Source organism: Lacimicrobium sp. SS2-24, from assembly GCF_002201535.1.
GTDB lineage: Bacteria > Pseudomonadota > Gammaproteobacteria > Enterobacterales > Alteromonadaceae > Lacimicrobium.
In genome coordinates, this window is record NZ_NIWW01000007.1 from 206765 (window position 1) to 232138 (window position 25374).

Below are 25374 nucleotides of genomic sequence, written 5' to 3' on the forward strand. Positions count from 1 at the left end.
GGGAACCCATCAATGGGGGAGTTTGGGCGGACGTCTGTGTCGACTGGCTTGCTCATAACTATAGGCCGCTTCGATTAATCGTGGTTCCGAATTGGCGCTGCCAAAGAAGCTTAAACCGACCGGGAGAGGGGCGCTGCCGGATACTTCAATGAAGCCCATTGGAACAGTAATGTGCGGATAGCCGGCGACGGCGGCAGCAGAACTTGCTGAACCCATATAGTGATCGCCATTGATGTGATCAATCTTCCATGCAGGGCCGACGGTAGGGGCGATAAGCATGTCCAGGTTGTGCTTTTGCATCACGGCGTCAATGCCTTCTTTCCCGGCCAGCCGTTTTGCTCGGCGCAATGCCTCAAGGTATTCGTCGTGTTGTTCAACACCACGCTGCTGAGCCCGTTCAAAGATTTCCTGACCAAATAGTGCCAGTTCGGAAGGTGATTTTCGGTTGGCTTCAATCAGCTCTTGCAGATTCTGATAAGGCGATCCACTTTGCTGCAAATATTTGGCAATATCCGCCCTAAATTCATGCAATAGTACCGTGTATTCGTCCTCTCCCCACTGATGCAAGGTGTCAATGTTGGTATCCTCTATCAATATCGCTCCTTGCTTGCGCAATACGGCCAGCTGACGCTCGAACTGGCTATCCAACAGATCGTGGTAACCGGTCAGATTGCGCACAACACCGATGCGTTTGCCATTGAGCCCATCATTTATCAGATGAGCCTGCCAGTCTTGTGGCGCTGTGTAAGTGATGGGATCAGCAGGATCTTCGCCTTGCATTGCGGCAAACAGGATGACGGTGTCTCTGACTGTACGCGTCATGGGACCAGCGGTATCTTGACTATGGGCGATAGGGATAATGCCGTCTCTGCTAATAAGGCCAAGTGTTGGTTTTAGCGAGACGATACCATTCACCGCGGCAGGGCAAACCAGTGACCCGTCTGTTTCAGTGCCGACGGCTACCACGGTCAGGTTCGCTGCCACCGCAATGGCCGAGCCGCTGCTTGATCCGCAGGGGGAGCGGCTGGGGTCATAAGGGTTTTTCGCCTGTCCACCCACCGCACTCCAGCCTGAGCTGGAACGATCACCACGAAAGTTTGCCCACTCTGAGAGGTTGGCTTTGCCCAGTATGATGGCGCCAGCGTGTCGTAATTGACTGACAATAAACGCATCATCCGGGGGCATGTTGTTTTCTAATAATTCAGAACCGGCTGTATTAGGCAGTCCGGCGCTGTCGATATTATCCTTCAACAAAACCGGAATACCATGCAACGGCCCCATAGGCTGACCCGAGCGACGAGCTTTATCTAACTTGCGGGCTTCAGATAACGCGGCCGCATTTACCTGGATCACTGCATTTAACTGCGGCCCCTGACGGTTGAATTGCGCAATGCGATGCAGATAAAACTGCACCAGTTGTTCCGCGCTCAGCTCGTCACGTTTCATACGCGCCTGAAGACTGACAATATCCGCTTCAAGCAGCGTGTCTGAAGATGTTGTGGTCAGGGTTGAGGTGCACGCACTTAACAGAAGCAGCGCAAGGACAAGGGAATAGTGTTTTAGCATGGTATGTCTCGCCTTCATCATGGGTCGGACTTGATTGTTGCAGCGTGAATACGCAATAAGTGATCAGGACGATCTAAAATCTGATACCTGGCTTTGAGTTGTTCGATTTGTTGCCTGTGTTTGTGCAGGAAGTCATCAAACTGGGTTATCACCTGAGGATGCGTCGCGCTTGAAAGATGGTAGCTGCCCAATGTGTAGGGGAGATTCATCGCTGGTACCAGTGCCCCCGCTTTACCCATCTTACGCAACAGGTGGTTGGCAACATTGTATTCTACATCAGCGGCGTCGACCCGGTTTCTCAGCACCAGACCCAAAGCGGATTGAGCATCTGTGACTTCAATCAGCTCGATGCGGTCTTTGGCGCGGCTGAGCCAGGCAACCGGGGTAAAGCCCCGGATGATAGCGACGCTGCGAATATCTTCTGTCCTGGCCATAGCGAACTCTGGGCGGATCATCGCTGTACCAAGATTGCCGGTTACGGCCTGACTGAAATAGCGCGCCGGCGCAGTTCCCTGATATTGCACCCATCTGGGGTGATCCGGATAGATAAGGTCCACGCGTCTGTCCAGTTCATGGTATAGCCTTTTTGGGGGCAGCGGCACCATGACCAGATCGTACCCCGACATTTCAGCAAACAGTGCAAACACCTCATTGGCAAAGCCGTTCTGATGGGGAGCAGAAAAGTCGTAATGAGGATAGAAATTAATCGCCTCGATGCCTAGCAGGTAGCGCTCTGCATGCACTTGAGCGTGGAACAGAAGAAAGCAGAGGATGATCAGGAGGGGCATGGTAATCAACCTGGTTGCATAGTGTCACCAGTCTAACGAATCATTGATGAACTGACTACGGTCTGATGGCCTCCTTCGGCTATCCCGGTGTTTCACTTCAGCGTAGCAATCTTCAATTCAGGAAGAGGGCGCTCATGATGCCAGGTGTGAGCGCCAGTTTTTGTTCAACCTGTGACTATCTGTCGCTGCTCGCTCAGGCCCATGGCCAGCAACACAGGATCCTGCTGCTGACGGTCAATAAAGCTCGCTTTATCGGTGATGCCCTGCCAACGATTCTGAATCAGACATTGTCCGGTTGCCCCCCCTAAGGTGGCGCCGGGTCCAAGGATAATGAGTTTGTCCGGTGCGAATTCTTTTAATGCCACACGGATAGCCGCAGAGTAATCATAAGGCGCCACCACCTGAGTATCCAGAGTGTAACGATACAGTGCGTCCAGTTCACTACTGTAGGGCTGCCAGATACGCCCCAGTCCATCAATAAGTGGCAGACGTGGCTTACTGAATAATGAAGCCGGTAAGCAGGCTCTGGCCCGTTCAGAAATTTCACTGAGCAACGGGGTATGAAACGCAGCGTGATTAAACAATCGCATCGGGTAGGTGTCCTTGACTCTTGGCAGACGCAGTTCCATTTCTTTCAGGCCTTTGTCATTGCCACCAAAGACAATATACCCTCCCAGCAAAATGGACACGTAGATCTCTGCTCCGGCTAAGGCTTGTACCTCCTCCATCCAGCACCTTATGTCTGTCTGTAGTGCCGGGTTTTCCTGCCAGTTATCATCCACCACAGGATAAATCATCTGTCCGCCGATAAGCTTACCGGCCATCATTGAGCCCATGGTATTGATCAGCTCAATGGCCTGTTCTTCTCCCAGCGCACCTGCCATCGCCAGGGCGATGTACCAACCCATGGAATTACCGGTCACGGCAAGGATGTCATATTTTTCCCTATCGATGGCTTCAAAATCACCTTTGGCACAGGCATAAATCAGAGCCGAGGCATTCTCACCCGCTGTATGCAGGCGCATGTTATATGCCGAAAGGTTGTCCAGTTCACTGATGGGCGTTTGCTGCTGGGCGTGGCGATAGCTGTCAATCACATCGAGGATATGACCCTTGTCGGCGTGGTGACGCCCAAAGTAGCCCAACTCATCTTTGTTGTAGGTTCCCCTGCCTGGACAAATGACCACGGCGGTTTGTTTGGCACCCATTAACCCACCCCACGTATGTTGTTATTTTTGTCTGTGTTGTGCCGAACCATGGTCTGAGCCAGTTCGACGATCTGCTCAGTGCTGGGTAACACCTGATAACTGGCGTTGCCAAGAGGAATAAAGCTGTCCTCGGCACACAGCCGCTCAATATGGCGCGACTCACCGGCTAACTGATCGGCTTCATGCAGCATGGTGACAATGGCCTCACTGACGGAGCCACTGCGTCGACATTCATCCACAATTAACACCTTATCGAACCCTTGTGTGTGTTCCACAATGGCTTTCTCATTGAGTGGGACTAACCAGCGCAGATCTATCACGGTGCAATGAATGCCCTCGCGGTTGAGCTGTTGTTCTGCCTGGCGGCTCAGGTAGTAACCATTACCATAACTGATAATACAGAGATCTTTACCATTTCCGTAACGTCCCGGTTCTCCGAGACCGATAGCGTCATTTTGTGCAGGAGGCCGGTAATCAAATGACCAGAGGTTGTCACCTTCGGTGTGCAAGTCTTTCTTCATATACAGTGCAATAGGTTCGAGAAACACCACCATGCGCTGTTCTTCTCTGGCCAGTCGCACACACTCTCGCAACATGGAAACGGCATCGGCTCCATTGGAGGGGCAGGCCAGGATCAGCCCGGGGATATCCCTGAACAGGGTGAAGGAGTTGTCGTTATGAAAATGCCCGCCAAAGCCTTTTTGATAAGCCAGCCCGGCAATGCGGATCACCATCGGGTTGGTGTACTGCCCATTAGAGAAAAAGGGCAGCGTCGCCGCTTCTCCCCGTATCTGATCCTCGGCGTTGTGGACATAGGCCAGAAACTGAATTTCCGGAATCGGCAGAAGGCCGTTGTGAGCCATGCCGATGGCCATGCCAAGAATAGATTGCTCATCCAGCAGGGTATTGATAACCCGGGGAACGCCGAATTTTTCACACAGCTTAGCGGTGACATTATACACGCCGCCTTTTTTCCCCACGTCCTCGCCACAAAGCACGATCTCCCGGTGTTCTGCCATCAGGTCCATGAGTGCCCAATTGATCAATTTAGCCAGGTGTTGTGGTTTACCCAGGTTGTGTTTCTCGTGAGAGAATAAGACTAAGCGCTTGTCCTCACTGAGCGGCTCAGAGGAGGGGGGCTGACGTTTAGGTGGCACCACCGCGGCACAAACCTGTTCTTTGCTGGTCAACCGCGGCCGACTGGCGGCTTCCTGACTGATACGCTGTACCCGTTTTTCAATATCCGAGTATAAATCGAGTATCTCTGCCCCGCTGAGTATGCCCTGGCTCTTCAAAAGTGAGGCGCTGTGCAACAAGGGGTCTTGCGCTTCCGTGCTTTCGATGGCATGCAGGTTCCTATAGGCAAACTCCGAGTCCGAACCGGCATGACCCAGTAATCTCACTGTGCGCATATGTAAAAACAATGGCTTACGGTGCTTTCTGACCCAGTCCGCCGCCTGACTGGCGGTATGGTATGTATCCAGCAGGTTGAGACCATCACAATAGCGGTATTCCAGTGCCGCGCGATTGGCAAAGTTCGCATGGATCCAGCCCTGAGGGGTCGGTGTCGAAATGCCGATACCATTGTCTTCACACACAAACAGAATCGGCATGGGCACCGACTGATATGCGGCCCAACTGGCGGCATTGATGGCTCCCAGGGCTGTGGAATGGTTCGCAGAGGCATCGCCAAAACTACAATAGACAATGCCATCGGTGGGGATGACCGGCTTACTGCCGAGCTTGCGGCTTAGGGCGATACTGTGCGCGGTACCCATGGCTTTTGGCAGATGCGAAGCAATGGTACTGGTTTGTGGTGGAATGAACATTTTCTTGCTGCCCAGCACCTTATGCCGTCCCCCGGAAATAGGATCTTCGGAAGAAGCCGCAAAGGACAATAACATGTCGAATAAGGGGGTGCTGCCGGGATACTGTTTCGCGCGCTGAATCGCAAAGGCGCCGCTGCGATAATGTAAAAACGCCATATCATCAGGGCGCAGGGCGGCAGCACAGGCCGCATTGCCCTCGTGACCGGCGCTGCCAATAGTGTAAAAGCTCTGCCCCTGTTTTTGCATGCGCCGGGACTCCAGATCCAGATGCCGGCTCATGACCTGAGTTTCAAACAACTCCACTAATTGGCTATGACTCAGTCCCGCATCGACTGTCGTCATTGGCAGTGCCGGTTCAGGCAGGGCGTCTTGCTCAATAAGACGAGTCAGATTTTCTCTGACGATACTATTGCGATCCAACATCTTTTACTCCTGATTACCGCCATTCTTCCAGGTGCAGACCGGGCTAGCGGTGATCGTTAATCTGTCGCGGTTGGCCGGGGGAGTTGTGATTTATACACCACAGCAGCCGGATACTCCGGCGGCAAGTCGCAGCTACCGGGCGCGCTGACTTGCCCCCGCATTCCCTGTCTAACCCGGTTAGCCGAAGGCCTGTAATCCGGTCTGTGCACGCCCCAGGATCAATGCATGTACATCATGGGTTCCTTCATAGGTGTTAACCGCTTCAAGGTTCATGACATGGCGAATCACATGGAATTCATCAGCAATCCCGTTTCCACCATGCATATCGCGGGCGACACGGGCAATATCCAGGGCTTTACCACAGGAGTTGCGCTTGATAAGAGAGATCGCTTCGGGAGCGAGCAGGTTCTCATCCATGAGTCGTCCAGCCTGAATACAGGCCATCAGGCCAGTTGTTATCTCGGTTTGCATGTCTGCCAGTTTCTTTTGGATCAGCTGTGTTGCTGCCAGTGGACGACCAAACTGCTCTCTGTCGAGAGTGTACTGGCGAGCGGCGTGCCAGCAGAATTCCGCTGCGCCAAGGGCACCCCAGGCAATACCATAACGGGCCTTGTTTAAACAGCCAAAGGGACCCTTGAGGCCGCTGACATTGGGTAGCAGGCTGTCTTCCGGTACCACCACATTATCCATCACAATTTCGCCGGTGATAGAGGCTCTGAGTGAGAACTTGCCTTCAATTTTTGGCGCGCTGAGACCCGGCATACCTTTTTCCAGCACGAATCCGCGAATTTCACCATCAAGCTTGCCCCACACCACAAACACATCCGCTATGGGTGAATTTGTGATCCACATCTTTGTTCCCGTCAGCCGGTAGCCGCCATCGATTCTTTCCGCACGTGTGGCCATACTCGCCGGATCGGAACCGGCATTGGGTTCTGTCAGGCCAAAGCAGCCCACCCATTCGCCAGTGGCCAGTTTGGGTAAGTATTTTTGGCGCTGGGCCTCGGTACCATAGGCATGAATAGGGTGCATCACCAGTGAGGATTGCACGCTCATGGCACTGCGATAGCCACTGTCAACCCGCTCAACCTCACGTGCTATCAGGCCATAAACTACATGGTTAACAGCGGCACAGCCGTACTCTTCGGGTAACGTCGCACCCAGCAGACCGAGTTCACCGAGTTCATTCATTATCTCGCGATCGAAAATTTCATCGCGGTTGGCTTTGAGAACCCTCGGCATCAGTCGCTCTTGGCAATACTGGTGAGCACTGTCTCGGATCATGCGTTCCTCTTCGGTGAGCATGGATTCCAGTAATAAGGGGTCTTGCCAATTGAAAGCGGGTTTTGCCATAACGATTACACCTGATAGTTGATCAAAACGAATTTTATATGGGAATGAAAGGATACTAAGCTCATTTTAGCTAAAGGAATAGTACCAATTTTCTTTATTAGATATAGTTTGTATCTATATCTAAACCCGTCTGGAGACAGTATGGAACTTCGCCCTCTGGCACACTTTATTGCGGTGTATGAACAAGGCAGCTTTAGCAGTGCGTCACGGCGGCGTTTCATTGCCCAGCCGTCCTTATCTGCAGCGATCAAACAACTTGAAAATGAGCTGGGACAACAATTGTTCCTGCGCCATGCCCGCGGTGTTAAAGCCACCGAGGCGGCGGAGCAGTTGTATCCGCTGGCCAAGCAGTTATTGGCCCAGGCCGATGCCATTCACTCGGTATTTGCCGGTGGCTTGCAAAAAGAGCCTTTTCGGCTGGGTGTCACAAAAGGTCTGGGGGTCAGCCGTATGAGTGCATTACTCAAAGCCTTTACCAGCACCCGTGATGCATTGGAGTTGTCACTGGTGCCACCAGAGGACAGTAGCGATGCCAGAATCATTACGCGCGACTTGTTGCAACAGGGCGAACACTATCAGTTGATCTGGCAGGACAAGTATCAGTTGGCCGTTCCGGCCAATCACCCGTTGTCGTTGCAGTCAATGATCAGCATCAGCGATCTGAGTGAGATGGCCTTTATTCAGCGAAACCCCTGTGAAGGTTGCGCAGCATTGCGTGAACTGGCGCAACAGGCGGGTATAACCCTGGACATCCGCGCCCGTATCCAGACCATTGAATATGCGCTGGGTCTGGTTAGTGCGGGTGTCGGCTGTGCGCTGGTGCCCGTGCATGAAGAGCTGCATAGCCCGGATGTCCGATTTGTGCCATTGCAGGGGCTGGAGTTGAGCCGCGAGATTGGCCTGGCCTGGCGCCAGCCAACGGAGATCATCACCCTGTTGCTGAAACTGGCTTTGGACACTGATACAGACCGAGTTGCCTGATTACCCCGTTGGTGATGAGCAAAAACCCCATGAGATTCGTCTGATCGTGGCAGTCAACTAACCTGGTGCCACACAAACAGGGCACAGGACTTTCTGTATTCGCAGCCTCTTTATCCAAATCTGATGGTGTTATTCAAGCTGAAGGCCAATGCAATCCACTTCCAGTCTTTTAAACAGGCAAAACAGCAGGGACTCCGGGTAGGCAGAGTGAGAGGGTACTTTGCCATTCCCTCATTACTGGAAAGTGGAATCAGTATTGCCGAAGTAACCACCGATGAGCAGTTATTCAGGATGCTGGCCCGCCGCCGGGTCGATTTGGTTGCAGCTGATCTGCTAAACGGTCAGCATGTACTGCAAACCTTTTTGCCTCAGCATGCACCTGGCATTGACTGGATATCGCCGCCCCTGGAGTCCCGTCCTCAATATCTGGTGCTCTCCCGGCACTATCCCGGCACAGAGGCACTGATGGAAAAATTTAATCTGGGCCTGAGCCAGTTGCGACAATCGGGGGATTACCAGATTATTATCAACACCTTATTGCCAATCAGTTATCAACAACTACTACAGGAATAAACATTCTTTAAATACCGATAGGCGAATTCCAAGGGGCATTGAGGATTGTGATGAAGCAGCTTAGCTGGCATCGAAATGGAAGTAGCGGGTGTATCAGTTAAGCGAGCTCCCCTGTTCATAAATCTGATGGAATACCCCCTCGGCTTTTAGTTTTTGCACGGTTCTTTCCAGATTGGGTAATAAATGTAACTGCGCGGAACGTCGGGAAATACCGATATATACCGGGCGGCTGGCGTGACGTCGGTATTGCGCTTTTTTGATCAGTGGCGCGTTACCCGACTTGTTAATCAGATAATCCATCACGATCTCGGAGCCAATCACCACATCGATACGCTGCTTTAACAGCATATCGATGAGCATATGGTTTTTAACCACAGGGATTTTATTCAGTGTCGAATCCTGATCAAATTGTTCAAAGTACTCACTGTCACGCAATACCCCAATGCTAAGATCTTTAAGATCATCGTAATCGTCAATGCTCAGGGCGGAGTCCTTGGGTAAATAAAAAGCCTGAGGTGAGTCTGTGGTAATCGGTGGTTCAATGAAATGAATCCACTGCTCCCGCTCCTCTGAGTGAAATAAACTGATATAGATGTCCGCCTCGCCCGTTTCCAACATCCTGATACAGCGGGCAAAAGGGCATGGCAGATAGTCCAGTGCAATGCCAGTTTCCTGACTGATGCGCTCGATGATTGTGATATCCAGTCCGTGAGGTGCTTGTTCAGGTTGGTAGATAATAAAAGGGGGAAAGTCATCCACGGCAACTTTGACAGGTGCAGGCAGATATTCCGCAAAAGTAGATTGATAAAAGAGGCGCAGATCGGCGCGGTCCCCAGAAGGCAGATGCCGCAAGTGAGCATTCAAAAAGGCTTCCGTGGGGTAGAGGCTTGTGAGAATACGATTGACCTGCTTAATCACATTTTGACCTATTTCGGAGCGGCTGCAGGCTATGTGACTGATTATATACTGCTGTTCTTGTTCAAGGGGAATGGATGCAATGGTACTGTTCGGTAATGGGGTCAGGGACTGTTTATACACGTCAGACGGATAATCCAGCACGACATCCACAAACCTTTCTGTCAATAATTTCGGCTCTGCCAGATTGCGGTTGTCCACGCTGTAGTAGGTGACTTGGCTAGACGCCAATTGTGATAGTTGCGCGTCGATTTCGGTACCGTAAGAAACCCCTTTGGCAATAGCAATACTGGAACCCGGGTTGGCGTTCAACAAAGCGACAATACTCCTCAATTTATTGTCCTTGGTGATCAGGTGTGAGGGCAGGTTGACCTTCTGTGTGTTGTAGTAAAGCCTTGCCAACGGGTGAATATTGACCGGTAAGCTGAACAGGTTGTGTTTGTCACGCTCAGGGGTTCTCATCCGGTTTGATACGCAGGTGTTGCGGGTTTGTCTCAATTGTAGGTCAATGCGGGCGACTGACACCGAGTTGAAGTGCAGTGCGACGTCCCTGAGCTGCGATAACACCAGGTTGGTGGTGTCCATGTTGATGGAATAAGGTGTATCGGAGAGGTAGTAATCGAGATCATACGGATCGTCCGTCAACCAGGTAATGTCGTGTTGTCCCCATGTGAAAACGGGAAAAAATATCAGCAGCCCACAAACACCCCAGTTCTGCATACCAAAAACACCTTTACTTCAACTCTGCAACCCCATAATAGTAGCGCAGAAAAAGCACCGCAGAGGTGCTTTTGCACTGGTGTGAAACGGTGGCGAAATGGATAGCGTCTTAATTTGTCAGACTATTCACACAAACAAGTAATCCTGATACTGTCTTTTTAGTAACGTTACGCAGACCCACTTTATGATCAATGTTGAACACATGAACGCGGTGTTGCAGGCATTACCAGACCCTGCGTTTATTTTTTCCCGTGAAGGTAAGTATGTGGCGGTGTTTGGTGGTCGTGATGCCCGCTATTACCATGACGGATCCGATCTGGTCGGTAAGTACATCCCCGATCTGATCAAGCCTGATAAGGCGGCCTGGTTTATACAGCAAATAGAGCGGGCTTTACGTTCTAAACACTTACTGGTTGAGGAATATGAACTCAGCAACAAGGACGTCAAGGGGCTGCCCGATCAGGGACCGGAGAAGCCGATCTGGTTTGAGGCACGCATTCAGGCGCTGGATTTTCAGGTCGACAACCAAGATGTGGTGTTGTGGGTAGCGAGTAATATATCAGAGCGCCATGAGCTTGAAATCCGACTGCGCGAACTCGGTGATACAGACCAGCTGACAGGCCTGTCTAATCGCCGAAAGCTGCAAAGGGATCTGTCGCTTCATTTTGAAACGTTCCGGCGCCATGATGTTCCCACATCAGTTCTGATGCTGGATTTGGACAATCTCAAAAAGGTCAATGACTGCAAGGGCCACCATGCGGGCGATGAGATGATTCTGGCGCTGGCAGATCTGTGTCGTTCAGTATTGCGCAAAACCGATCATGCCTGTCGCTTCGGCGGCGACGAGTTTGTTATCGTGTTACCGAATACACAAACCGAGCAGGCACTGCAGTTTGCCACGCGTCTTAATGAGGATGTCAGAAAAGAACTGGATCGTTTTTCTGTGGGTGACAGCACCGCCACCATTAGCATAGGGGTGACAGAAATGAACAGTGCAGATGAATCCTGCGAAGAGACCCTTAAGCGAGCCGATCGCGCCCTGTATAAGGCCAAAGGGCTGGGTAAAGACAGCGTCGTCGCCGATTAGGTGCATCAAGACTGCCCTGGTTCCGAGGCCAGGGCAGTTGGTGTATCAGAATACCATTGACTTGCCGCGTCCGCTGGCCTCTGAGGCGGCATCGAGCTTACCATTGTTATCACGGCTGATGACCTGTAAATCACCAAAACGCCGGTTGCTGAGTTTATAGCCCATCGCCTCTAGTCTGTCTTTCGTTTTTGTGGACAAGCCAGGATGATGACGAATCAGGTCTTTTGGCAGTAACTGGTGGTGTACGCGAGGGACATTCACCAGTTCTTCAGCGCTCATGTTGTAGAGCACGCGATTGAGGATAGATTGGAACACCGAGCTGATAATGGTGGTGCCCCCTGGTGATCCGGTAACCATCTCAACCTGTTCCTGTTTTAACAGAATCGTCGGGGTCATCGAAGACAACATGCGCTTTTGCGGTTCAATTTTATTCGCCTCTTTACCAATGGCACCGAAAAAGTTCGGTACACCGGGCTTGGCACTAAAGTCGTCCATTTCGTTGTTCAGCAAAAACCCGGCCCCTTCTACAACCACCCCATTACCGAAGCTAAGATTGATTGTCGTGGTGTTAGAAACGGCATTCCCCCACTGGTCGATTACTGAGTAATGGGTGGTGTCCTCACTTTCTTTAAGACCGGGCTGCACATTTTTTGTCACGGAAATACTGTCGATAGACACCTTTGCGGCCCGTTTTTCGATGTAGGCATCATCAAGGAGTTTGTCGGTGGGAACGGGATAGAAATCAGGATCGCCCATGTATTCGCCCCGATCGGCGAAGCCGAGTTTGCCCAGTTCAGCCAGTAAATGGATGTATTGTGCCGAATTGTGCTCCAGCCCACTGAAGTGCTGCGTCAACTTGGCCTGCATTTTCAGCATTTGTGCCAGTACCAGGCCGCCAGAGCTGGGCGGAGGCGCTGAAAGAATACGATAGCCATTCCAGTTTTCACTGATCGGAGTGCGCCATTTCGCCTCATAGCTGGCTAAATCCTGTGGGCTGATCAGGCCCCCTTGCTCCTGCATAAACCGGGTAATCTGACGAGCGGTTTCACCACGATAAAAGTCCTCAGGCCCCTGTTGTGCGATACGCTTTAAGGTAGCCGCCAACTGGGGTTGCTTGAACAATTGATCTTTCCGCATGCGCCCGAAAAAATGGTCAAAGTTTCGTCCCAGTCGCTCTTGTTTGACGCGTCGGATATAGCGTTGTACTGACTTCAGCAATTTAGGGTGAGGCATGAAACCATCTTCTGCCAGACTGATAGCCGGTTGTAGCAGAGCCGACCAGTCTTTTGTGCCATGTTTTTGATGAGCCTGCCACATGCCCATCACCGCGCCTGGCACACCCGAGGCGAGAATGCCGTACAAGGGCTTTTCCTGCACTACCTTACCGGCTTCATCCAGATACATATCTTTGTGCGCGGCCATGGGGGCCTTTTCCCGATAATCGAGGAAGCTGGCCTCATTATCTTTATAGATCAGCATAAAACCACCGCCGCCAATATTTCCGGCTTCGGGCAGGGTAACGGCCAAAACAAAATTTGCCGCTACGGCAGCATCAATGGCATTGCCACCATTTTCCAGTACCTGACGGGCCACATCGGCACTGTAGCTGTCAGGCATCGCCACCGCAGCCTGTTGTGTTTGGGCAAATGCCGGCTGCGTGAATAAAAGAATTATAAGAATATATAGTCTTAACATTTTCACCGTCACAAAGAGAGTAATAACAGAGAGTTAACCTATCCTGAGTGAGCCAGAATGTCTACGGTGAAGGGGAAAATCGGCATGTCCACTACTTATCAGAATGGCACATGCCCGATGCCTTGTCTGGCGGGCTTGTTTAGTCTCGTGGTAACTTGTCAGGTGCGCTTTGCTGTCTTCCTTTCACCTCATACTCGCCTTCTATGGTGTTACCCTCATCATCCCTTTGGGGGCGCTGATAGTAGCTTTGCTGCTGAGCCTGCACCATCTGAATTTGCAGTTTACTCAACAACCATCTGGCAATAAACGGACGTGTAACAGGGGCCACCAGTAACAGGCCGAAGGCATCGGTAACAAAGCCGGGCGTTACCAACAGCACACCGGCAATGGCCAGCATTAACCCTTCAAGCATTTCCTGGCCGGGTACCTGTCCGCTGTCCAGTTTGCGTCTGGCCTGAAACAAGGTGGCGACACCCTGAAGCCTTACCAGAGCGGCACCGACGGCGGCAGTGAGAATAACCAGGCCAATGGTAGGCCAGCCGCCAATGCGATCGCCTACCTCAATAAGCAATGCAATTTCTATGATGGGCATCACAGCAAACAGAAAAAACAGTTTTCCCATGGGGTATCCTTATGGTCCGGCGGATCGTAACGCGATACACCAGTATGTTGGGGTCAACTATAGCAATGCAAGTGTGGTCGCACACGGCACTGCAGACGAAAACCCAGCCAGTGTGCGCCACGATTTCCAGGGTAGCCCTTGATACATAGGGTGTCGGCCCTGAGCAGCACTGCACTTATCGGCAATGGGGTCACTATTTCGTGCCTGCCACTTAAATGTTACAAAGTATATGATTGCCACAGTTTGCACCATCCGATCGCAATGGGTGATGACACAATATTTTTTTGAAAGACAAAGTGAACAGGAAGGGTCTGATGACAGTATCTGATAGTTGCCTGGTGCTTTGCACCTGTCCCGATGAGGCCAGCGCCAGTGAAATTGCTACTGCGGCAGTGGAGCAAAAGCGGGCTGCTTGTGTCAGTATCGTTCCCGGTCTGACCTCAGTCTACAGCTGGCAGGGTAAAGTGGAAAAAGACCGTGAAGTGCAGCTTCTGATAAAAACCACACGCAGTAATACCGATGCACTCTATAAGCTGGTGTTAAGCCTGCACCCTTATGATGAGCCGGAATGGCTGATCATAGATGTTGCCGGCGGCAGCACCACTTACCTGAATTGGATTAAAAGTAGTACAACATGATGATAAAAACTGTTTCCTGTTTTCTCGCCGCCTTGTTGCTGAGTGTTTCCTCTGTCGCTGTGGCGCAGGACCCGCTGGCCGATTTGTTAGGCGAGCAGCAGCAATTCCTGCCAGTGGAAGAGGCCTTTAAGTTCGAATTTCGTCAGCAAAACGACAAACTGACACTCAGCTGGCAAATTGCCGAAGGGTATTACCTTTACAAGAAACAATTTAAAACGGCACTGACCGATGTGACTCTGTCCGAGGGGCGCTATGACCCTGCAAAGGGACAAGAAATTGAAGATGAATATTTTGGTGTGTCTGAAGTGTATTTCGATGACGTGGTCATTGAGTACGACATCCTGGCTTCGGCTCAGGATGGTGTGGTAAAAGTTCGCTATCAGGGGTGCGCAGAGGCGGGCCTGTGCTATCCGGCTACAACGCGAGTGGTCTATCTGGATCAGGTTGGTGACGGCTCAGAGAGTATTGCGGCCCCTGAAGAGGAGTCATCGGCGAGTCGCTCGGAGCAATTTGAACTGGCTGATTTGCTCTCCAGTGAACAACACCTGCTCTGGACACTGCTGATTTTTGTCGCTCTGGGGGCGGGGCTCGCATTGACCCCTTGTGTCTTTCCGATGTATCCGATTTTATCCGGCATCATTATCGGTCAGGGCAAGGAGATCAAAACCTCAAAAGCCTTTAGCCTGAGTTTTGTGTATGTGCAGGGGATGGCCATTACCTATTCCTTACTGGGACTGGTGGTTGCCTCGGCAGGGGTCCGATTCCAGGCGGCTTTGCAACACCCTGCGATTCTGGTGACGTTCATTGCGGTCTTTTCACTGCTGGCGTTAGTGATGTTTGGCGCCTGGGAGCTGCAATTACCGGCTAAATGGCAGGAGAAGCTGAATAGCCTTAGCAACAAGCAGAAGGGCGGCAATTACACCGGTGTTTTTTTGATGGGTGCCATTTCCGGTTTGGTGGCCTCACCCTGTACCACGGCACCTTTGACCGGTATTTTACTGTTCGTTGCCCAAAGCGGGGATTTGGTACTGGGCTTTACGGCCTTATATGCCCTGAGCATTGGTATGGGAATACCGCTGGTGCTGTTTGGTATGACCGGGGGGAAATTGTTACCCAAAGCCGGTGCCTGGATGAATATCGTCAAAGTGACGTTTGGCTTTATGATGCTGGCCGTGGCGCTGCTATTTGTCGAGCGCCTGGTGGAAAACCGCTGGACGGATCTTGGCTGGGCGTTGTTGGGTCTGGCAACGTTCAGTTATTGGCAGGTTATGAATCAGGGCACCCCCACCACCTTCTTTAAGGGCGTGCGTAGCCTGTTGATTTTCCTGGGCTTGTTTGCATCGGCATTATACGGTTACCAGGCAGTACTGCCGGGCAACAGCACCGGCATGCCCCCTGCGGTGCAACAGGTTAACAATCCGCAGCCCGTTCAACATGGTGTGGATTTCGTGCGAGTACGTGACCTCGGTGATTTCGCTGCCAAATTGCAGGCGGCCAATGCGCAAGGCAAATCGGTGATGATCGATCTTTATGCAGATTGGTGTGTAGCCTGTAAAGAGTTTGAAAAGTACACCTTTCCCGATCCGCGCGTGAAAGAGGCATTGTCCAATACCGTATTGATGCAGATAGACCTGACAGAAAACACGCCCACCAGTCTGGAATTTCAGGAGGAGTTTTCAGTCCTTGGCTTGCCGACTATCTTGTTCTTCGATGCGAAGGGCAACGAATTGCAGCGGGCCCGGGTAACCGGGTTTATGAACGCAGAGCGCTTTGCGACGCATTTGGAAAAACTGCCGTTGTAGGTGAAAGTTTTCAGTTTGCTGCCATCAGTTGTAAGGGGGCTACTCTGCGTAAAGTGACGTTGTACTTCTGCTGATAACTCAGAGCTGATGACTGCAATCTCATTGGTAAACGGATGCAGAGTTGAACCCGCCGGCAACTATTCAACGGCTTTCGTCTACACTTATCAACATCATAGCTTTGGAGAGCAGATAATGAGGTGGTTACTGATCTTACTCCTGGGCGTTGCGTTGGGCACACAGGCGGATGTGCTGCGCAGCCAGTTAACCAGTGAAATCCAAAATCGTGAGCCTGTGGACGATTTGCAGGACGAGGTGGTGGGACGCACCGGAGAAATTACCCGGGTGTGGTTTTTTACTCACATTGAAAATCGCATGAATCAGCAAATCGTGCACAAGTGGTTTCACCAAGGGACACTGATGGCTGAAGTGACATTTGACATTGGTAGCAATAGCTGGCGCACCTGGTCGAGCAAAGATCTATTGCCCAAGTGGCAGGGCGGCTGGCAGGTTCAGGTATGGGCAGGTGACCAGATACTGCAAACCAAAGACTTCCAGTTTACGGTGGCCATGAACAATTATTAGGCTTGAGAGCGGATAACAGACAAGCTGATAAACCCCAGGCGCAATGTTATTATCCCGCCTGGTTTATTCTGTTAAGAGAATTGCATGCATTCATCCCTTGTCCGTATTGCTACCCGCAAAAGCGCCCTGGCCTTGTGGCAGGCAGATTATGTTAAACACGCTCTGGAGGCGGCGCATCCTGATTTACAAGTGGAACTGGTGCCTATGTCTACCCAGGGAGATCGTATCCTCGATACCCCCCTTGCCAAAATTGGCGGTAAAGGCTTGTTCATTAAGGAACTGGAAGTCGCGATGCTGGAAGACAGGGCCGATATTGCCGTGCACTCGATGAAAGATGTGCCCATGGAGATGCCGGAGGGGTTCGGTTTGTATGCCATTTGTGAGCGGGAAAATCCCCTCGACGCTTTTGTATCGAATCACTATGAGAGTTTGCAAGCCTTGCCAGAGAATGCCGTGGTCGGTACCTCAAGCATGCGTCGGCAATGCCAGCTCAAGGCCTGGCGTGGTGATCTGCAGATCCGCGATTTACGTGGCAATGTGAATACCCGCCTTGGTAAATTAGATCAGGGTGACTATGACGCCATTATTCTGGCCTCGGCGGGTTTGATTCGCCTTGGCATGGGTGAGCGAATCCGTCACAGTATTGAACCGGAATTCTGTTTGCCCGCAGTGGGACAGGGCGCTGTCGGGATTGAATGTCGTCATGATGATGCGGATCTGATCGCCTTACTCGAGCCCCTTAATCATGCTCCCACGGCCATACGTGTTCAGGCCGAACGGGCCATGAACCACACTCTGCAGGGCGGCTGTCAGGTGCCCATAGGCGGTTTCGCCCTGCTCGAAGACGAACAAATCTGGCTGCGCGGCTTAGTCGGTGCTGTCGATGGCAGTGAAGTCATACACGCCGAAGTGCGTGGCCACGCCAGTGAAGCTGAAGCTCTGGGCAAGCAGCTTGGACAAGCACTGCTGCACCGTGGCGCAGACCGGATTTTAAACGCGCTGTATCAGCATGGCTAAATTTTTACTCCTGCGCCCCGAGGGTAAGTGTCAGCAAAGTTGTATTCGCTTTGAGGCCGAGGGCATTGACGTCGTTGGTATCCCGCTGATCGACATTGTTGCGCAGCCTGACGCGCTGACTCAGTGGGTGGAAAAACTGCACTCATTGCCTGCGCAGAGCAAAGTGATCTTTATCAGTACCTCGGCCGCGAGGTTGGCGGTCGACGCGATGACTGACAAAGAATGGCCGTCCCAACTCAGTTATTTTGCGGTGGGTAACAGTACTGCAGCGCTGCTTCGCCAGGCGGGTGTCAGTGTACAAGTGCCGCAACAGCAAGATTCTGAAGGGCTACTGACACTGGCGGAGTTGAATGCCATCAATGGCCAGTCGGTGTTGCTGCTCAAAGGCGAAGGCGGCCGTCCGTTGCTTGCACAGACACTCACTGAGCGGGGCGCACACCTGATTGCACTGAATCTGTACCGGCGTCAGCGGGTCCGTCAGCCAAAGCCGACAGGGCCATGGAAACCAGAGCAGATTCAATGCATTATAAGTACCAGCGGTGAACTGATGGCGGCGGCCTTTGATCAGTTTGACCCGAGTTGGTTGTGCTCCCGGCCCTGGATCCTGGTCAGTGACAGGCTGATGCAGGAGGCTAGGGAGCGAGGGATTACACACGTTTTGCGCAGTGACGATGCCAGCGATGAAGCATTGATCAAGACTGCCCGGCACTTTTTGGAGCAACAATCTATGTCTGAATCAGACCAGCAACCCCGTAAAAATACGCCACAAAAAAGTACCGACAAGGCATCACCCAAGGCCGCGGGGGAAAAAGCGTCTGGGGCTATTCCGGCATCGACCACCAACACTTCCAATCCATCTGACAAAGCGGGTAAAAACACGGCTACGCGAGCGGGGCGAAGCGGTTTCCTGTGGTTACTGATGGTACTTAATCTGTTAATGGTTGTGGCGCTGGCCGCGGCGGGTTACTGGGCGTGGCAACAGTTTCAGCTGGCTCAGCAGGCAGAAGACACCGAAGTTCAGGATTTGATTGAACAAGCACAACAGCAACGTCAGGTGCTGGCGCAACAACTCAATCAGCGTGTAACCGATACCACACAAGCACAACAGGCAACACAGCAGCAACAACAACAGTTGCAGCAGCAGCTGGCCAGTTTTGAGCAGGCACTCAGTGCAAACCAACAGCAATTACAGAAAATGCAGGGGCGCCGACCCAATGACTGGCTGCTGGCGGAAGCGGCATATCTGGTGCGTATGGCAGGACGCAAAGTGTGGCTGGAAAAAGATCTGACGACCGCGGTGTTATTACTGGAATCCGCTGACAGTCGCCTTGAGGATCTTAATGACCCGAGTCTGATTCCGGTGCGCCAGGTGATCGCCGATGATGTTCAGGCATTGCGACAGATTAATCCACAGCCACTGACAAAGCTGGCATTGCAGTTAGGGGCGCTGGCTAATCAGGTAGATACGTTGCCGCTGGACATGGTGGTATTGCCGGAGGCCGAACAGGATGGTTCCGATCAGACACTGACCGATTCGGTGTCGGACTGGCGCACTAACCTCAAGCGCAGCTGGCGCGCTATTGTGGATGACTTTGTCACGGTGCGCAGACGTACGGAGCAGACTAAACCTTTACTCGATGACAGTCAGCAGTGGCTGGTGCGAGAGCAGTTGCGATTGTACTTGTTGCAGGCTCAGCATGGGCTTGTAAAAGAAGAGGTGGAGCTGTACCCCGTCTTTTTGCGCGAAGCACTGAGCATACTCCAGAAATACTTTGCCCCCCAGGCACCGGCGGTGGCGGGTTTCAGAGCCCGCCTGCAGGAATTGCTGGAGACTAACATTCGTCGCGACTACCCTCGGCAGTTGCAATCGTCATTGGCTCTGGAGGATGTGTTGCAGCAGCGCCTGTCTTCACAGTATCAGGGTGAGCAACCATGATACGTTTGTTGGTGTTACTGGCATTGCTGACCGCCGGTCTGGTGGTGGGGCCTTTTCTGATTGGTCATAAGGGTTACGTGCTGATTGCCCTGGGACACTGGACCATCGAGATGAGTGTGATTTCCCTGGGCCTGATGGTCTTTGCGGCGATTATTGGTTTTTTACTACTGGAATGGCTCGTCAAGCGCCTGCTGACCCTGGCAACTGGCTCTCGGCAATGGTTGGGAAGCTGGGGTGAGCGACGTCGTCGTAAGGCCTTCAGTCAGGGGCTCATTGCCCTGGAAGAGAATGATCTTGGCGAAGCACAGCGGCAGCTTGCCAAGGTCGACAGCGATCATTTTTCCGGTCTCGATTTGTTGCTGGCAGCGCAGGCGGCTATGCGTGCGGGGCAGCTTGAAACAGCCAAACAAAAATGGACGCAAGCGCTGACGTACTCTTCCTGCGCGCTTGCAGCACGATTGCATCTGACGGAATTGGCATTGGGGCAGAACAATCCCAAACAGGCATTATCGCTGCTTAACGAACTGGATGATAAGCACCAGAATCATCCGCAGGTTGCGGCGTTGTGGTCACGGGCCCTTGCCGATGCGGGGAAATGGCAGGTGTTGCGTGAAAAGTTACGCACATGGAAAAAGTTGTTAGGTAGAGAAGCCACAGAGAAATGGATGTTGCGTGCAGCACGAGGCATTCTCGCCGAAGTGGCAAGTAAAGAAGGCGCGAACCAACTCAAAGCCTACTGGCAGAAGTTACCTCGCAGTGTGCGTCAGGATCCGGCCTATCAGGCAGCTTATATTGAGCAGTTACTGGCCCAGAGAATGGACAGTGATGCAGAGGGGTTGCTGGTGGATTGGCAGAAAAAAGGTCCTCATCCGGTTCTGTTACCGTTATTGCGGGAGCTGAAGATGCCGAATCCGGTCAGGGCTATCAGGGCACTGGAAAGCTGGTTAAAAACAGATGAGAAAAATGCTGAGCTATTATCCGTGTTAGGTCAGCTGGCAATGCATTCGGGCGACCTCAGGCTGGCTGAAAAAGCGCTGTCTAAAGCCCTGCATTTGCGTCCTGATGGGGCTCAGAGCCAGTATGATCGCCTGCGTCTGGCGCATGTGAAAGAGTTGCAGCAGGATGACAAGGCTGCACTGACACTCTACAAACAAAACCTCTCCTGATCCGTAGGTTTGTGCTGACCTCTCGTGCCAGCTGAGAAAACCGCGCGCCTCATGCTGCCCGTATTGTGGTTATGCTCTGCTTTGTGTGGTTGAGAACTCGTTCGCAGCTTGTTAGTGTCTGCCTGTTTCTCGGTATTTCCGCGGTTAACAGCCCAGCGGTTTGCTGACGCTTCTGGCAGTTGTCCTGAAGGGGACTGCCGGAAATCATTTATCTGGCTGGCATCAACGCAGCCAAAACAGGAGACCAATTATGCGTAAGCTAATTCTTGCCATTTCAACGAGTATGGCGTTGTTGGGGTTGAGTATATCCGCCATTGCCCAGGATGCGGCGCCGGTTCAGCAATCAGTTCAGACACAGCAAGCGGTCAGCGATGCAAAGTTGCAGCAGGTTGTTGGTGCAATGAATGAGGTTCGCGCCATCAGCAATAAATATGCTGAAGCGTTTCAAAATGCACAGGACAAAACGCAGGCTCAGCAAATTCAGCAAAAGGCCCAGCAGGAAATGATTGAGGCCGTGTCACAATCAGGCTTGTCTGCACAGGAATACAACACCATTGTTAAACGTCTGCAAACCGACGAGCAACTGCGTGAGCGACTGAATACGATGGCCGCTGAGTAATATCCTTGTCTTTACTCTGTTAGCGTAGGCTCGCTGGTCAGTAAGACCGGCGAGTGCTGTTCTTTCAGGCCCGCGTTGCGACCCATGCCAGATCACCCAGAACACTGACGGCTCGGTTTGAAGCGCTGCTAGTTGTTCGTCCCCTTTGCTTACCCTCAGATGCTTTTAATGTAAGGCATACTAGTCATCTCAATTCATGCGCATGACCGGTTGTCGCAGCTATTACGGATTGTAACGCTTGGACGCTTACTCTGTATTGCTGTCTGGCGTATGATGGCCTGCTCACGGAGGATTTATGCAGGCACCCCAGCCAAAAACCATTAATTGGGTCATCTTATTACTGGCCTCCATCACGGCGGTTACGCCGCTGGCTATCGATATGTATCTGCCAGCTTTTGTGACGATAGCCGAGAGTCTGGATAGCGAAATTTCCCTGGTCCAGGTCTCCCTTAGCTGTTACCTGGCAGGCTTCGCCCTGTCTATGCTGGTGTTTGGTCCCATTGCCGATATCGTCGGCCGGCGTCCATTGGCGTTGTGGGGACTGTGCCTGTTTATACTATTCAGTGTTGCCATTGCTTTTGTGCAACGCATAGAGTGGTTTCTGCTATTGCGTACCCTGCAGGCCATGTCAGGTGGGGCCGCTGCCGTGGTGGTCCCCGGGATTGTGCGGCACCTGTATGGGCAGAATACCGCCAAAGGCATGTCTTATGTGTCGATGATTATGATGATCGCGCCATTGATCGCACCAAGTGTGGGCAGCCTGATTCTGCAGTGGTTTGATTGGCGAGCCATCTTCGTCGTACTGGCCTGCTACGCTATGTTGCTATGGCTGCCGGCATTTCGGTGGCTGCCGGAAGTGGCGACCCGTACCCAACATGGTCCCTGGTTAAGGCTGTTTTTCTCGGGCTATGTCACAGTGCTGGGTAACCGCAGGGCACAACCTCATATTGCCATTTCTATGCTGGTATCCTTCGCGTTTTTTGGCTACCTGACCGCCGTACCCGTAGTGTATATGGAGGCTTTTGGGGTGTCGGAGCAGTTATTCGGTATTCTCTTTGCCTCGAATGTGGCCGCGCTGATGCTGGTGAATTTTATCAACACACGGCTGGTCGTGCGTCTCGGCTCAGAAAGAATGTTGAGCATTGGCCTGGTATTAGGGTTACTGGCCTCAGTCAGTCTGCTCAGCGTTAACATGCTGGAGATGGGGCTGGCGTGGACGGTAATCAGTATCATCCCTTTAATCGCTTCTCTGGGACTGATGGCGGTAAATGCCGATGCCTTGATTCTGATCCGCTTCCCTCATCACTCAGGCACGGCAACAGCGGTCATCGGCAGTCTGCGTTTTGGCAGTGGTGCACTGGTGGGACCGGTATTGGCGGTGACCTATACCGGCACGGCCGTACCTTTTGCTGCTCTGATGTTTTGTGCTGTGGTTGCCGTTCTGCTGACCCGTTTACTGACCCATGGCAGAACCACGGTAGAAGATGAGGAGGCGGAGGGCGAGGCCCAGTAGCGATGCGCAGTCGCATATTTATTGTTCAATATACTGTTCAATCGAACAAATAGATTTTATGCTGACTTTCATCCATGAGCACAGGAGACGCGACGTTGCACAACAAAATGGAAGCACCAGCACAGCCATCAGAGGACAATCGGGCCTTTATTCTTTTTATCAGCATTGTTGCCACTATAGGCGGCTTTCTGTTCGGCTTTGACAGTGGCGTGATCAACGGCACCGTAGACGGTCTGCAACAGGCCTTCAACTCACAAAGTGTGGGAACGGGTTTTAATGTATCAAGCATGTTACTTGGTTGTGCAGTAGGGGCATTTTTTGCCGGGCGTCTTGCCGACATTTATGGGCGTCGTGCGCTGTTGCGTGTAGCGGCAGTATTTTTTCTCATCAGCGCCTGGGGTTCCGGGGTGGCCGATAGTTCGCTGGAGTTTGTGCTTTATCGCATTATTGGCGGGCTGGCAGTAGGCGGCGCTTCGGTGATGGCTCCAGCTTACATCGCCGAGGTGGCTCCTGCGCGGTATCGGGGAATGCTAACCACCATTCAGCAGATTGCTATTATCAGCGGATTGTTTTTGTCGTTTGTCAGTAATTATACCCTGGCAGAGTTTGCCGGTGCCTCAACTGCCGTGTTGTGGCTCGATTTTCAGGCCTGGCGATGGATGTTCTGGATGGAGTTACTGCCCGCGTTGGTGTTTCTGCTGATGTTGCTGTTTATTCCGGAAAGTCCACGTTTTCTGGTCCTTAAAGGGCAGGCAAATATCGCCGAAGCGGTTCTTACCCGTTTATACGGCAGCGCCACCGCAACACGGAAAATGGAAGAAATAAAGGGCTCCCTGGCTGAAGACCACCGGCCCCGTTTTGCCGATTTGATCAGTCGGCAAAGTGGCAAAGTCCGGCGGATCGTGTGGGTTGGTATCGGGCTGGCAACATTTCAGCAGCTGGTGGGCATCAATGTGGTTTTTTATTACGGCGCCGTGTTGTGGCAGGCGGTGGGATTCTCAGAATCGGATGCTCTGCTGATCAATGTGATCAGCGGTGCTCTCAGTATTGCTGCGTGTGTTATCACCGTGATGGTGATTGATAAAATCGGTCGCAAACCTTTGCTGAAATGGGGATCAGTGGGGATGACGCTGACCCTGGGCTTAATGGTTCTGGCGTTTGCCAATGCTGGTGTGGGCGACTCGGGCCGATTGGTCATGGGAGATTGGGGCCCCCTGGCGCTGATCAGTGCGAATGCTTACGTATTCTTTTTTAATATGTCCTGGGGGCCGGTAATGTGGGTCATGCTGGGCGAAATGTTTCCTAATCAGATTCGGGGTTCTGGACTTGCTGTGAGTGGTCTGGCGCAGTGGGGCAGTAACTTCCTTATCACCATGACATTCCCACTGTTACTCGCGGGCATCGGACTGGCAGGGGCTTATGGCCTGTATACCCTCGGTGCACTCTTATCCGTCTGGTTTGTAGTAAAAATGGTACATGAAACCAAGGGCACCGAACTGGAGGATATGCAGGGCTAAGGGAATCAGGTCAGATTATTTGGATTCGGTCTGACTCCATGTGACACATCCTATGCGCATTGCCCGGCATAATCTGACAGTCAGCTTTAAACCTTGAGTTCACATATGGGAACTCAAGGCAGCTGTGTGCCAGAAGCGGACCTTTAACGCCCGCATTTGCGGCTGGTTTGGAGCGCAGCGTAAAACCAGTCCGACAAGATGCGCTTGTTAGCTTTGGACTTTCCCATTGGTCAGCACTCTTAATGGTGGAAGCTCTTCAAGACCGAACTCTCGCAGATCTTTTTGTACCAGATTGTATGTTTTAACTAGGTCAGATTTCTTCGTAAAGTTTAGTGGGAATGTTTCATCTTTGGATTTTTCAAAAACAGCTGGAACATAGTTATTGAAGAAATCTAAGCATTGATCGTGAGGCATATTTGCTGTGGAATAATTATGAATCTGACAGAGTGCAAACCCTTCAATAGCCGACTTATAATCCATCTGTTTTAAAACGGCTTTGGTTCCTTCGGATAAGTAAACCCTATATAAGTATGGGTAGCCAGCAGCAAGTCCCAGCAGTGAGACAAACCCACCGATCGCCAATAATTTTATGTTCAATTTCTTCTCCGAAAAGCTAACAATGTTATTACCATGAATTCACGGTATGCCGCAGAGGACGCAGTGCGGTTTATTCACAGCTTCTATTCATTTTCCCCATGTTAACAATAGCTTGCAGCCAGCTACCAGCGCTGTGTGCATAACCTGTTGCGGGGAAAGCGAGAAGTGGGATTTATAGTGGTCCCGGTATGCTCATACAACAGCAGCCAATGTCCATTGTTCGCTCA

Annotated in this window: 20 protein-coding genes and 1 pseudogene; 12 read left to right on the forward strand and 9 right to left on the reverse strand. The window is 52.0% G+C overall.

Going from position 1 to position 25374, the window contains the following annotated elements:
* Positions 1-9 precede the first annotated feature (9 nt).
* The 5 genes from CCY32_RS13160 to CCY32_RS13180 form a co-directional block, all read right to left on the reverse strand.
* A complete protein-coding gene (locus CCY32_RS13160; protein WP_088331413.1) occupies positions 10-1566 on the reverse strand; it encodes an amidase in 1557 nt (518 codons plus the stop codon).
* 17 nt (positions 1567-1583) lie between these two features.
* On the reverse strand, positions 1584-2354 hold the full coding sequence (locus tag CCY32_RS13165; RefSeq protein ID WP_088331414.1) for a transporter substrate-binding domain-containing protein: 771 nt from the start codon (positions 2352-2354) through the stop codon (positions 1584-1586).
* Positions 2355-2518: 164 nt separating this feature from the next.
* Positions 2519-3562, reverse strand: a complete 1044-nt coding sequence (locus CCY32_RS13170; protein WP_088331415.1) for an acyl carrier protein — start codon at positions 3560-3562, stop codon at positions 2519-2521.
* A complete protein-coding gene (locus CCY32_RS13175; protein WP_088331416.1) occupies positions 3562-5814 on the reverse strand; it encodes an alpha-ketoacid dehydrogenase subunit alpha/beta in 2253 nt (750 codons plus the stop codon). Before CCY32_RS13175 ends, CCY32_RS13170 begins: the two co-directional genes overlap by 1 nt.
* 177 nt (positions 5815-5991) lie before the next feature.
* Positions 5992-7167, reverse strand: a complete 1176-nt coding sequence (locus CCY32_RS13180) for an acyl-CoA dehydrogenase (RefSeq protein ID WP_088331417.1) — start codon at positions 7165-7167, stop codon at positions 5992-5994.
* Between the two features lie 141 nt (positions 7168-7308).
* Between CCY32_RS13180 and CCY32_RS13185 the strand changes: the two genes are divergently transcribed.
* Together CCY32_RS13185 and CCY32_RS13190 are read left to right on the forward strand one after the other, a co-directional pair.
* Complete coding sequence (locus CCY32_RS13185) at positions 7309-8148, forward strand: LysR family transcriptional regulator (protein ID WP_088331418.1); 840 nt, start codon at positions 7309-7311, stop codon at positions 8146-8148.
* An 87-nt stretch (positions 8149-8235) separates the two neighbouring features.
* Positions 8236-8721, forward strand: a pseudogene (locus CCY32_RS13190) (ABC transporter substrate-binding protein); the annotation flags it as partial.
* A 93-nt stretch (positions 8722-8814) separates the two neighbouring features.
* Here the strand turns inward: CCY32_RS13190 and CCY32_RS13195 are convergent.
* The gene (locus CCY32_RS13195) at positions 8815-10356 is read right to left on the reverse strand and encodes a transporter substrate-binding domain-containing protein (protein ID WP_088331422.1); all 1542 of its coding nucleotides are present in this window, start codon (positions 10354-10356) and stop codon (positions 8815-8817) included.
* Between the two features lie 184 nt (positions 10357-10540).
* Between CCY32_RS13195 and CCY32_RS13200 the strand changes: the two genes are divergently transcribed.
* Entirely contained in the window at positions 10541-11443 is a 903-nt protein-coding gene (locus CCY32_RS13200) for a sensor domain-containing diguanylate cyclase (protein WP_088331424.1), read from the forward strand.
* 45 nt (positions 11444-11488) lie between these two features.
* Here the strand turns inward: CCY32_RS13200 and ggt are convergent, their stop codons facing one another.
* Together ggt and CCY32_RS13210 are read right to left on the reverse strand one after the other, a co-directional pair.
* Complete coding sequence (gene ggt / locus CCY32_RS13205) at positions 11489-13138, reverse strand: gamma-glutamyltransferase (protein ID WP_088331490.1); 1650 nt, start codon at positions 13136-13138, stop codon at positions 11489-11491.
* A gap of 139 nt (positions 13139-13277) precedes the next feature.
* The gene (locus CCY32_RS13210) at positions 13278-13760 is read right to left on the reverse strand and encodes an FxsA family protein (protein WP_088331426.1); all 483 of its coding nucleotides are present in this window, start codon (positions 13758-13760) and stop codon (positions 13278-13280) included.
* Between the two features lie 314 nt (positions 13761-14074).
* Between CCY32_RS13210 and cutA the strand changes: the two genes are divergently transcribed.
* The 9 genes from cutA (at position 14075) to CCY32_RS13255 (ending at position 24550) form a co-directional block, all read left to right on the forward strand.
* Complete coding sequence (cutA, locus tag CCY32_RS13215; RefSeq protein WP_088331428.1) at positions 14075-14398, forward strand: divalent-cation tolerance protein CutA; 324 nt, start codon at positions 14075-14077, stop codon at positions 14396-14398.
* Positions 14399-14400: 2 nt separating this feature from the next.
* Entirely contained in the window at positions 14401-16200 is a 1800-nt protein-coding gene (locus tag CCY32_RS13220) for a protein-disulfide reductase DsbD (RefSeq protein WP_210401743.1), read from the forward strand.
* Positions 16201-16392: 192 nt separating this feature from the next.
* A complete protein-coding gene (locus CCY32_RS13225) occupies positions 16393-16782 on the forward strand; it encodes a DUF2914 domain-containing protein (RefSeq protein WP_168171519.1) in 390 nt (129 codons plus the stop codon).
* An 84-nt stretch (positions 16783-16866) separates the two neighbouring features.
* Positions 16867-17799: a hydroxymethylbilane synthase gene (gene hemC / locus CCY32_RS13230; protein WP_088331432.1), complete on the forward strand. Its 933-nt coding sequence runs from the start codon at positions 16867-16869 to the stop codon at positions 17797-17799.
* Entirely contained in the window at positions 17792-19735 is a 1944-nt protein-coding gene (locus tag CCY32_RS13235; RefSeq protein WP_088331434.1) for a uroporphyrinogen-III C-methyltransferase, read from the forward strand. The genes hemC and CCY32_RS13235 overlap by 8 nt, the downstream gene beginning before the upstream one ends.
* Positions 19732-20901, forward strand: a complete 1170-nt coding sequence (locus tag CCY32_RS13240) for a heme biosynthesis HemY N-terminal domain-containing protein (RefSeq protein WP_088331436.1) — start codon at positions 19732-19734, stop codon at positions 20899-20901. Before CCY32_RS13235 ends, CCY32_RS13240 begins: the two co-directional genes overlap by 4 nt.
* Positions 20902-21151: 250 nt before the next feature.
* Positions 21152-21520, forward strand: coding sequence for a DUF4168 domain-containing protein (locus CCY32_RS13245; RefSeq protein WP_088331438.1), 369 nt, complete (start codon positions 21152-21154; stop codon positions 21518-21520).
* 295 nt (positions 21521-21815) lie between these two features.
* Positions 21816-23033, forward strand: coding sequence for a multidrug effflux MFS transporter (locus CCY32_RS13250; protein WP_088331440.1), 1218 nt, complete (start codon positions 21816-21818; stop codon positions 23031-23033).
* Positions 23034-23140: 107 nt separating this feature from the next.
* On the forward strand, positions 23141-24550 hold the full coding sequence (locus CCY32_RS13255) for a sugar porter family MFS transporter (RefSeq protein ID WP_088331442.1): 1410 nt from the start codon (positions 23141-23143) through the stop codon (positions 24548-24550).
* Between the two features lie 207 nt (positions 24551-24757).
* Here CCY32_RS13255 and CCY32_RS13260 read toward each other — a convergent pair whose 3' ends face one another.
* Positions 24758-25147 (reverse strand): hypothetical protein, encoded by a 390-nt coding sequence (locus CCY32_RS13260; RefSeq protein WP_088331444.1) that lies wholly within the window; start codon positions 25145-25147, stop codon positions 24758-24760.
* Positions 25148-25374 lie beyond the last annotated feature (227 nt).

Excerpts from the sequence above, each read along its gene's own strand:
- CCY32_RS13160 (WP_088331413.1), bottom strand. The coding sequence starts at position 1,566 with ATGCTAAAACACTATTCCCTTGTCCTTGCGCTGCTTCTGTTAAGTGCG.
- CCY32_RS13255 (WP_088331442.1), top strand. The coding sequence starts at position 23,141 with ATGGAAGCACCAGCACAGCCATCAGAGGACAATCGGGCCTTTATTCTT.
- CCY32_RS13180 (WP_088331417.1), bottom strand. The coding sequence starts at position 7,167 with ATGGCAAAACCCGCTTTCAATTGGCAAGACCCCTTATTACTGGAATCC.
- ggt (WP_088331490.1), bottom strand. The coding sequence starts at position 13,138 with ATGTTAAGACTATATATTCTTATAATTCTTTTATTCACGCAGCCGGCA.
- CCY32_RS13200 (WP_088331424.1), top strand. The coding sequence starts at position 10,541 with ATGATCAATGTTGAACACATGAACGCGGTGTTGCAGGCATTACCAGAC.
- CCY32_RS13175 (WP_088331416.1), bottom strand. The coding sequence starts at position 5,814 with ATGTTGGATCGCAATAGTATCGTCAGAGAAAATCTGACTCGTCTTATT.
- hemC (WP_088331432.1), top strand. The coding sequence starts at position 16,867 with ATGCATTCATCCCTTGTCCGTATTGCTACCCGCAAAAGCGCCCTGGCC.
- CCY32_RS13250 (WP_088331440.1), top strand. The coding sequence starts at position 21,816 with ATGCAGGCACCCCAGCCAAAAACCATTAATTGGGTCATCTTATTACTG.
- CCY32_RS13210 (WP_088331426.1), bottom strand. The coding sequence starts at position 13,760 with ATGGGAAAACTGTTTTTTCTGTTTGCTGTGATGCCCATCATAGAAATT.
- CCY32_RS13245 (WP_088331438.1), top strand. The coding sequence starts at position 21,152 with ATGCGTAAGCTAATTCTTGCCATTTCAACGAGTATGGCGTTGTTGGGG.
- cutA (WP_088331428.1), top strand. The coding sequence starts at position 14,075 with ATGACAGTATCTGATAGTTGCCTGGTGCTTTGCACCTGTCCCGATGAG.
- CCY32_RS13240 (WP_088331436.1), top strand. The coding sequence starts at position 19,732 with ATGATACGTTTGTTGGTGTTACTGGCATTGCTGACCGCCGGTCTGGTG.
- CCY32_RS13225 (WP_168171519.1), top strand. The coding sequence starts at position 16,393 with ATGAGGTGGTTACTGATCTTACTCCTGGGCGTTGCGTTGGGCACACAG.
- CCY32_RS13235 (WP_088331434.1), top strand. The coding sequence starts at position 17,792 with ATGGCTAAATTTTTACTCCTGCGCCCCGAGGGTAAGTGTCAGCAAAGT.
- CCY32_RS13185 (WP_088331418.1), top strand. The coding sequence starts at position 7,309 with ATGGAACTTCGCCCTCTGGCACACTTTATTGCGGTGTATGAACAAGGC.
- CCY32_RS13170 (WP_088331415.1), bottom strand. The coding sequence starts at position 3,562 with ATGGGTGCCAAACAAACCGCCGTGGTCATTTGTCCAGGCAGGGGAACC.
- CCY32_RS13195 (WP_088331422.1), bottom strand. The coding sequence starts at position 10,356 with ATGCAGAACTGGGGTGTTTGTGGGCTGCTGATATTTTTTCCCGTTTTC.
- CCY32_RS13165 (WP_088331414.1), bottom strand. The coding sequence starts at position 2,354 with ATGCCCCTCCTGATCATCCTCTGCTTTCTTCTGTTCCACGCTCAAGTG.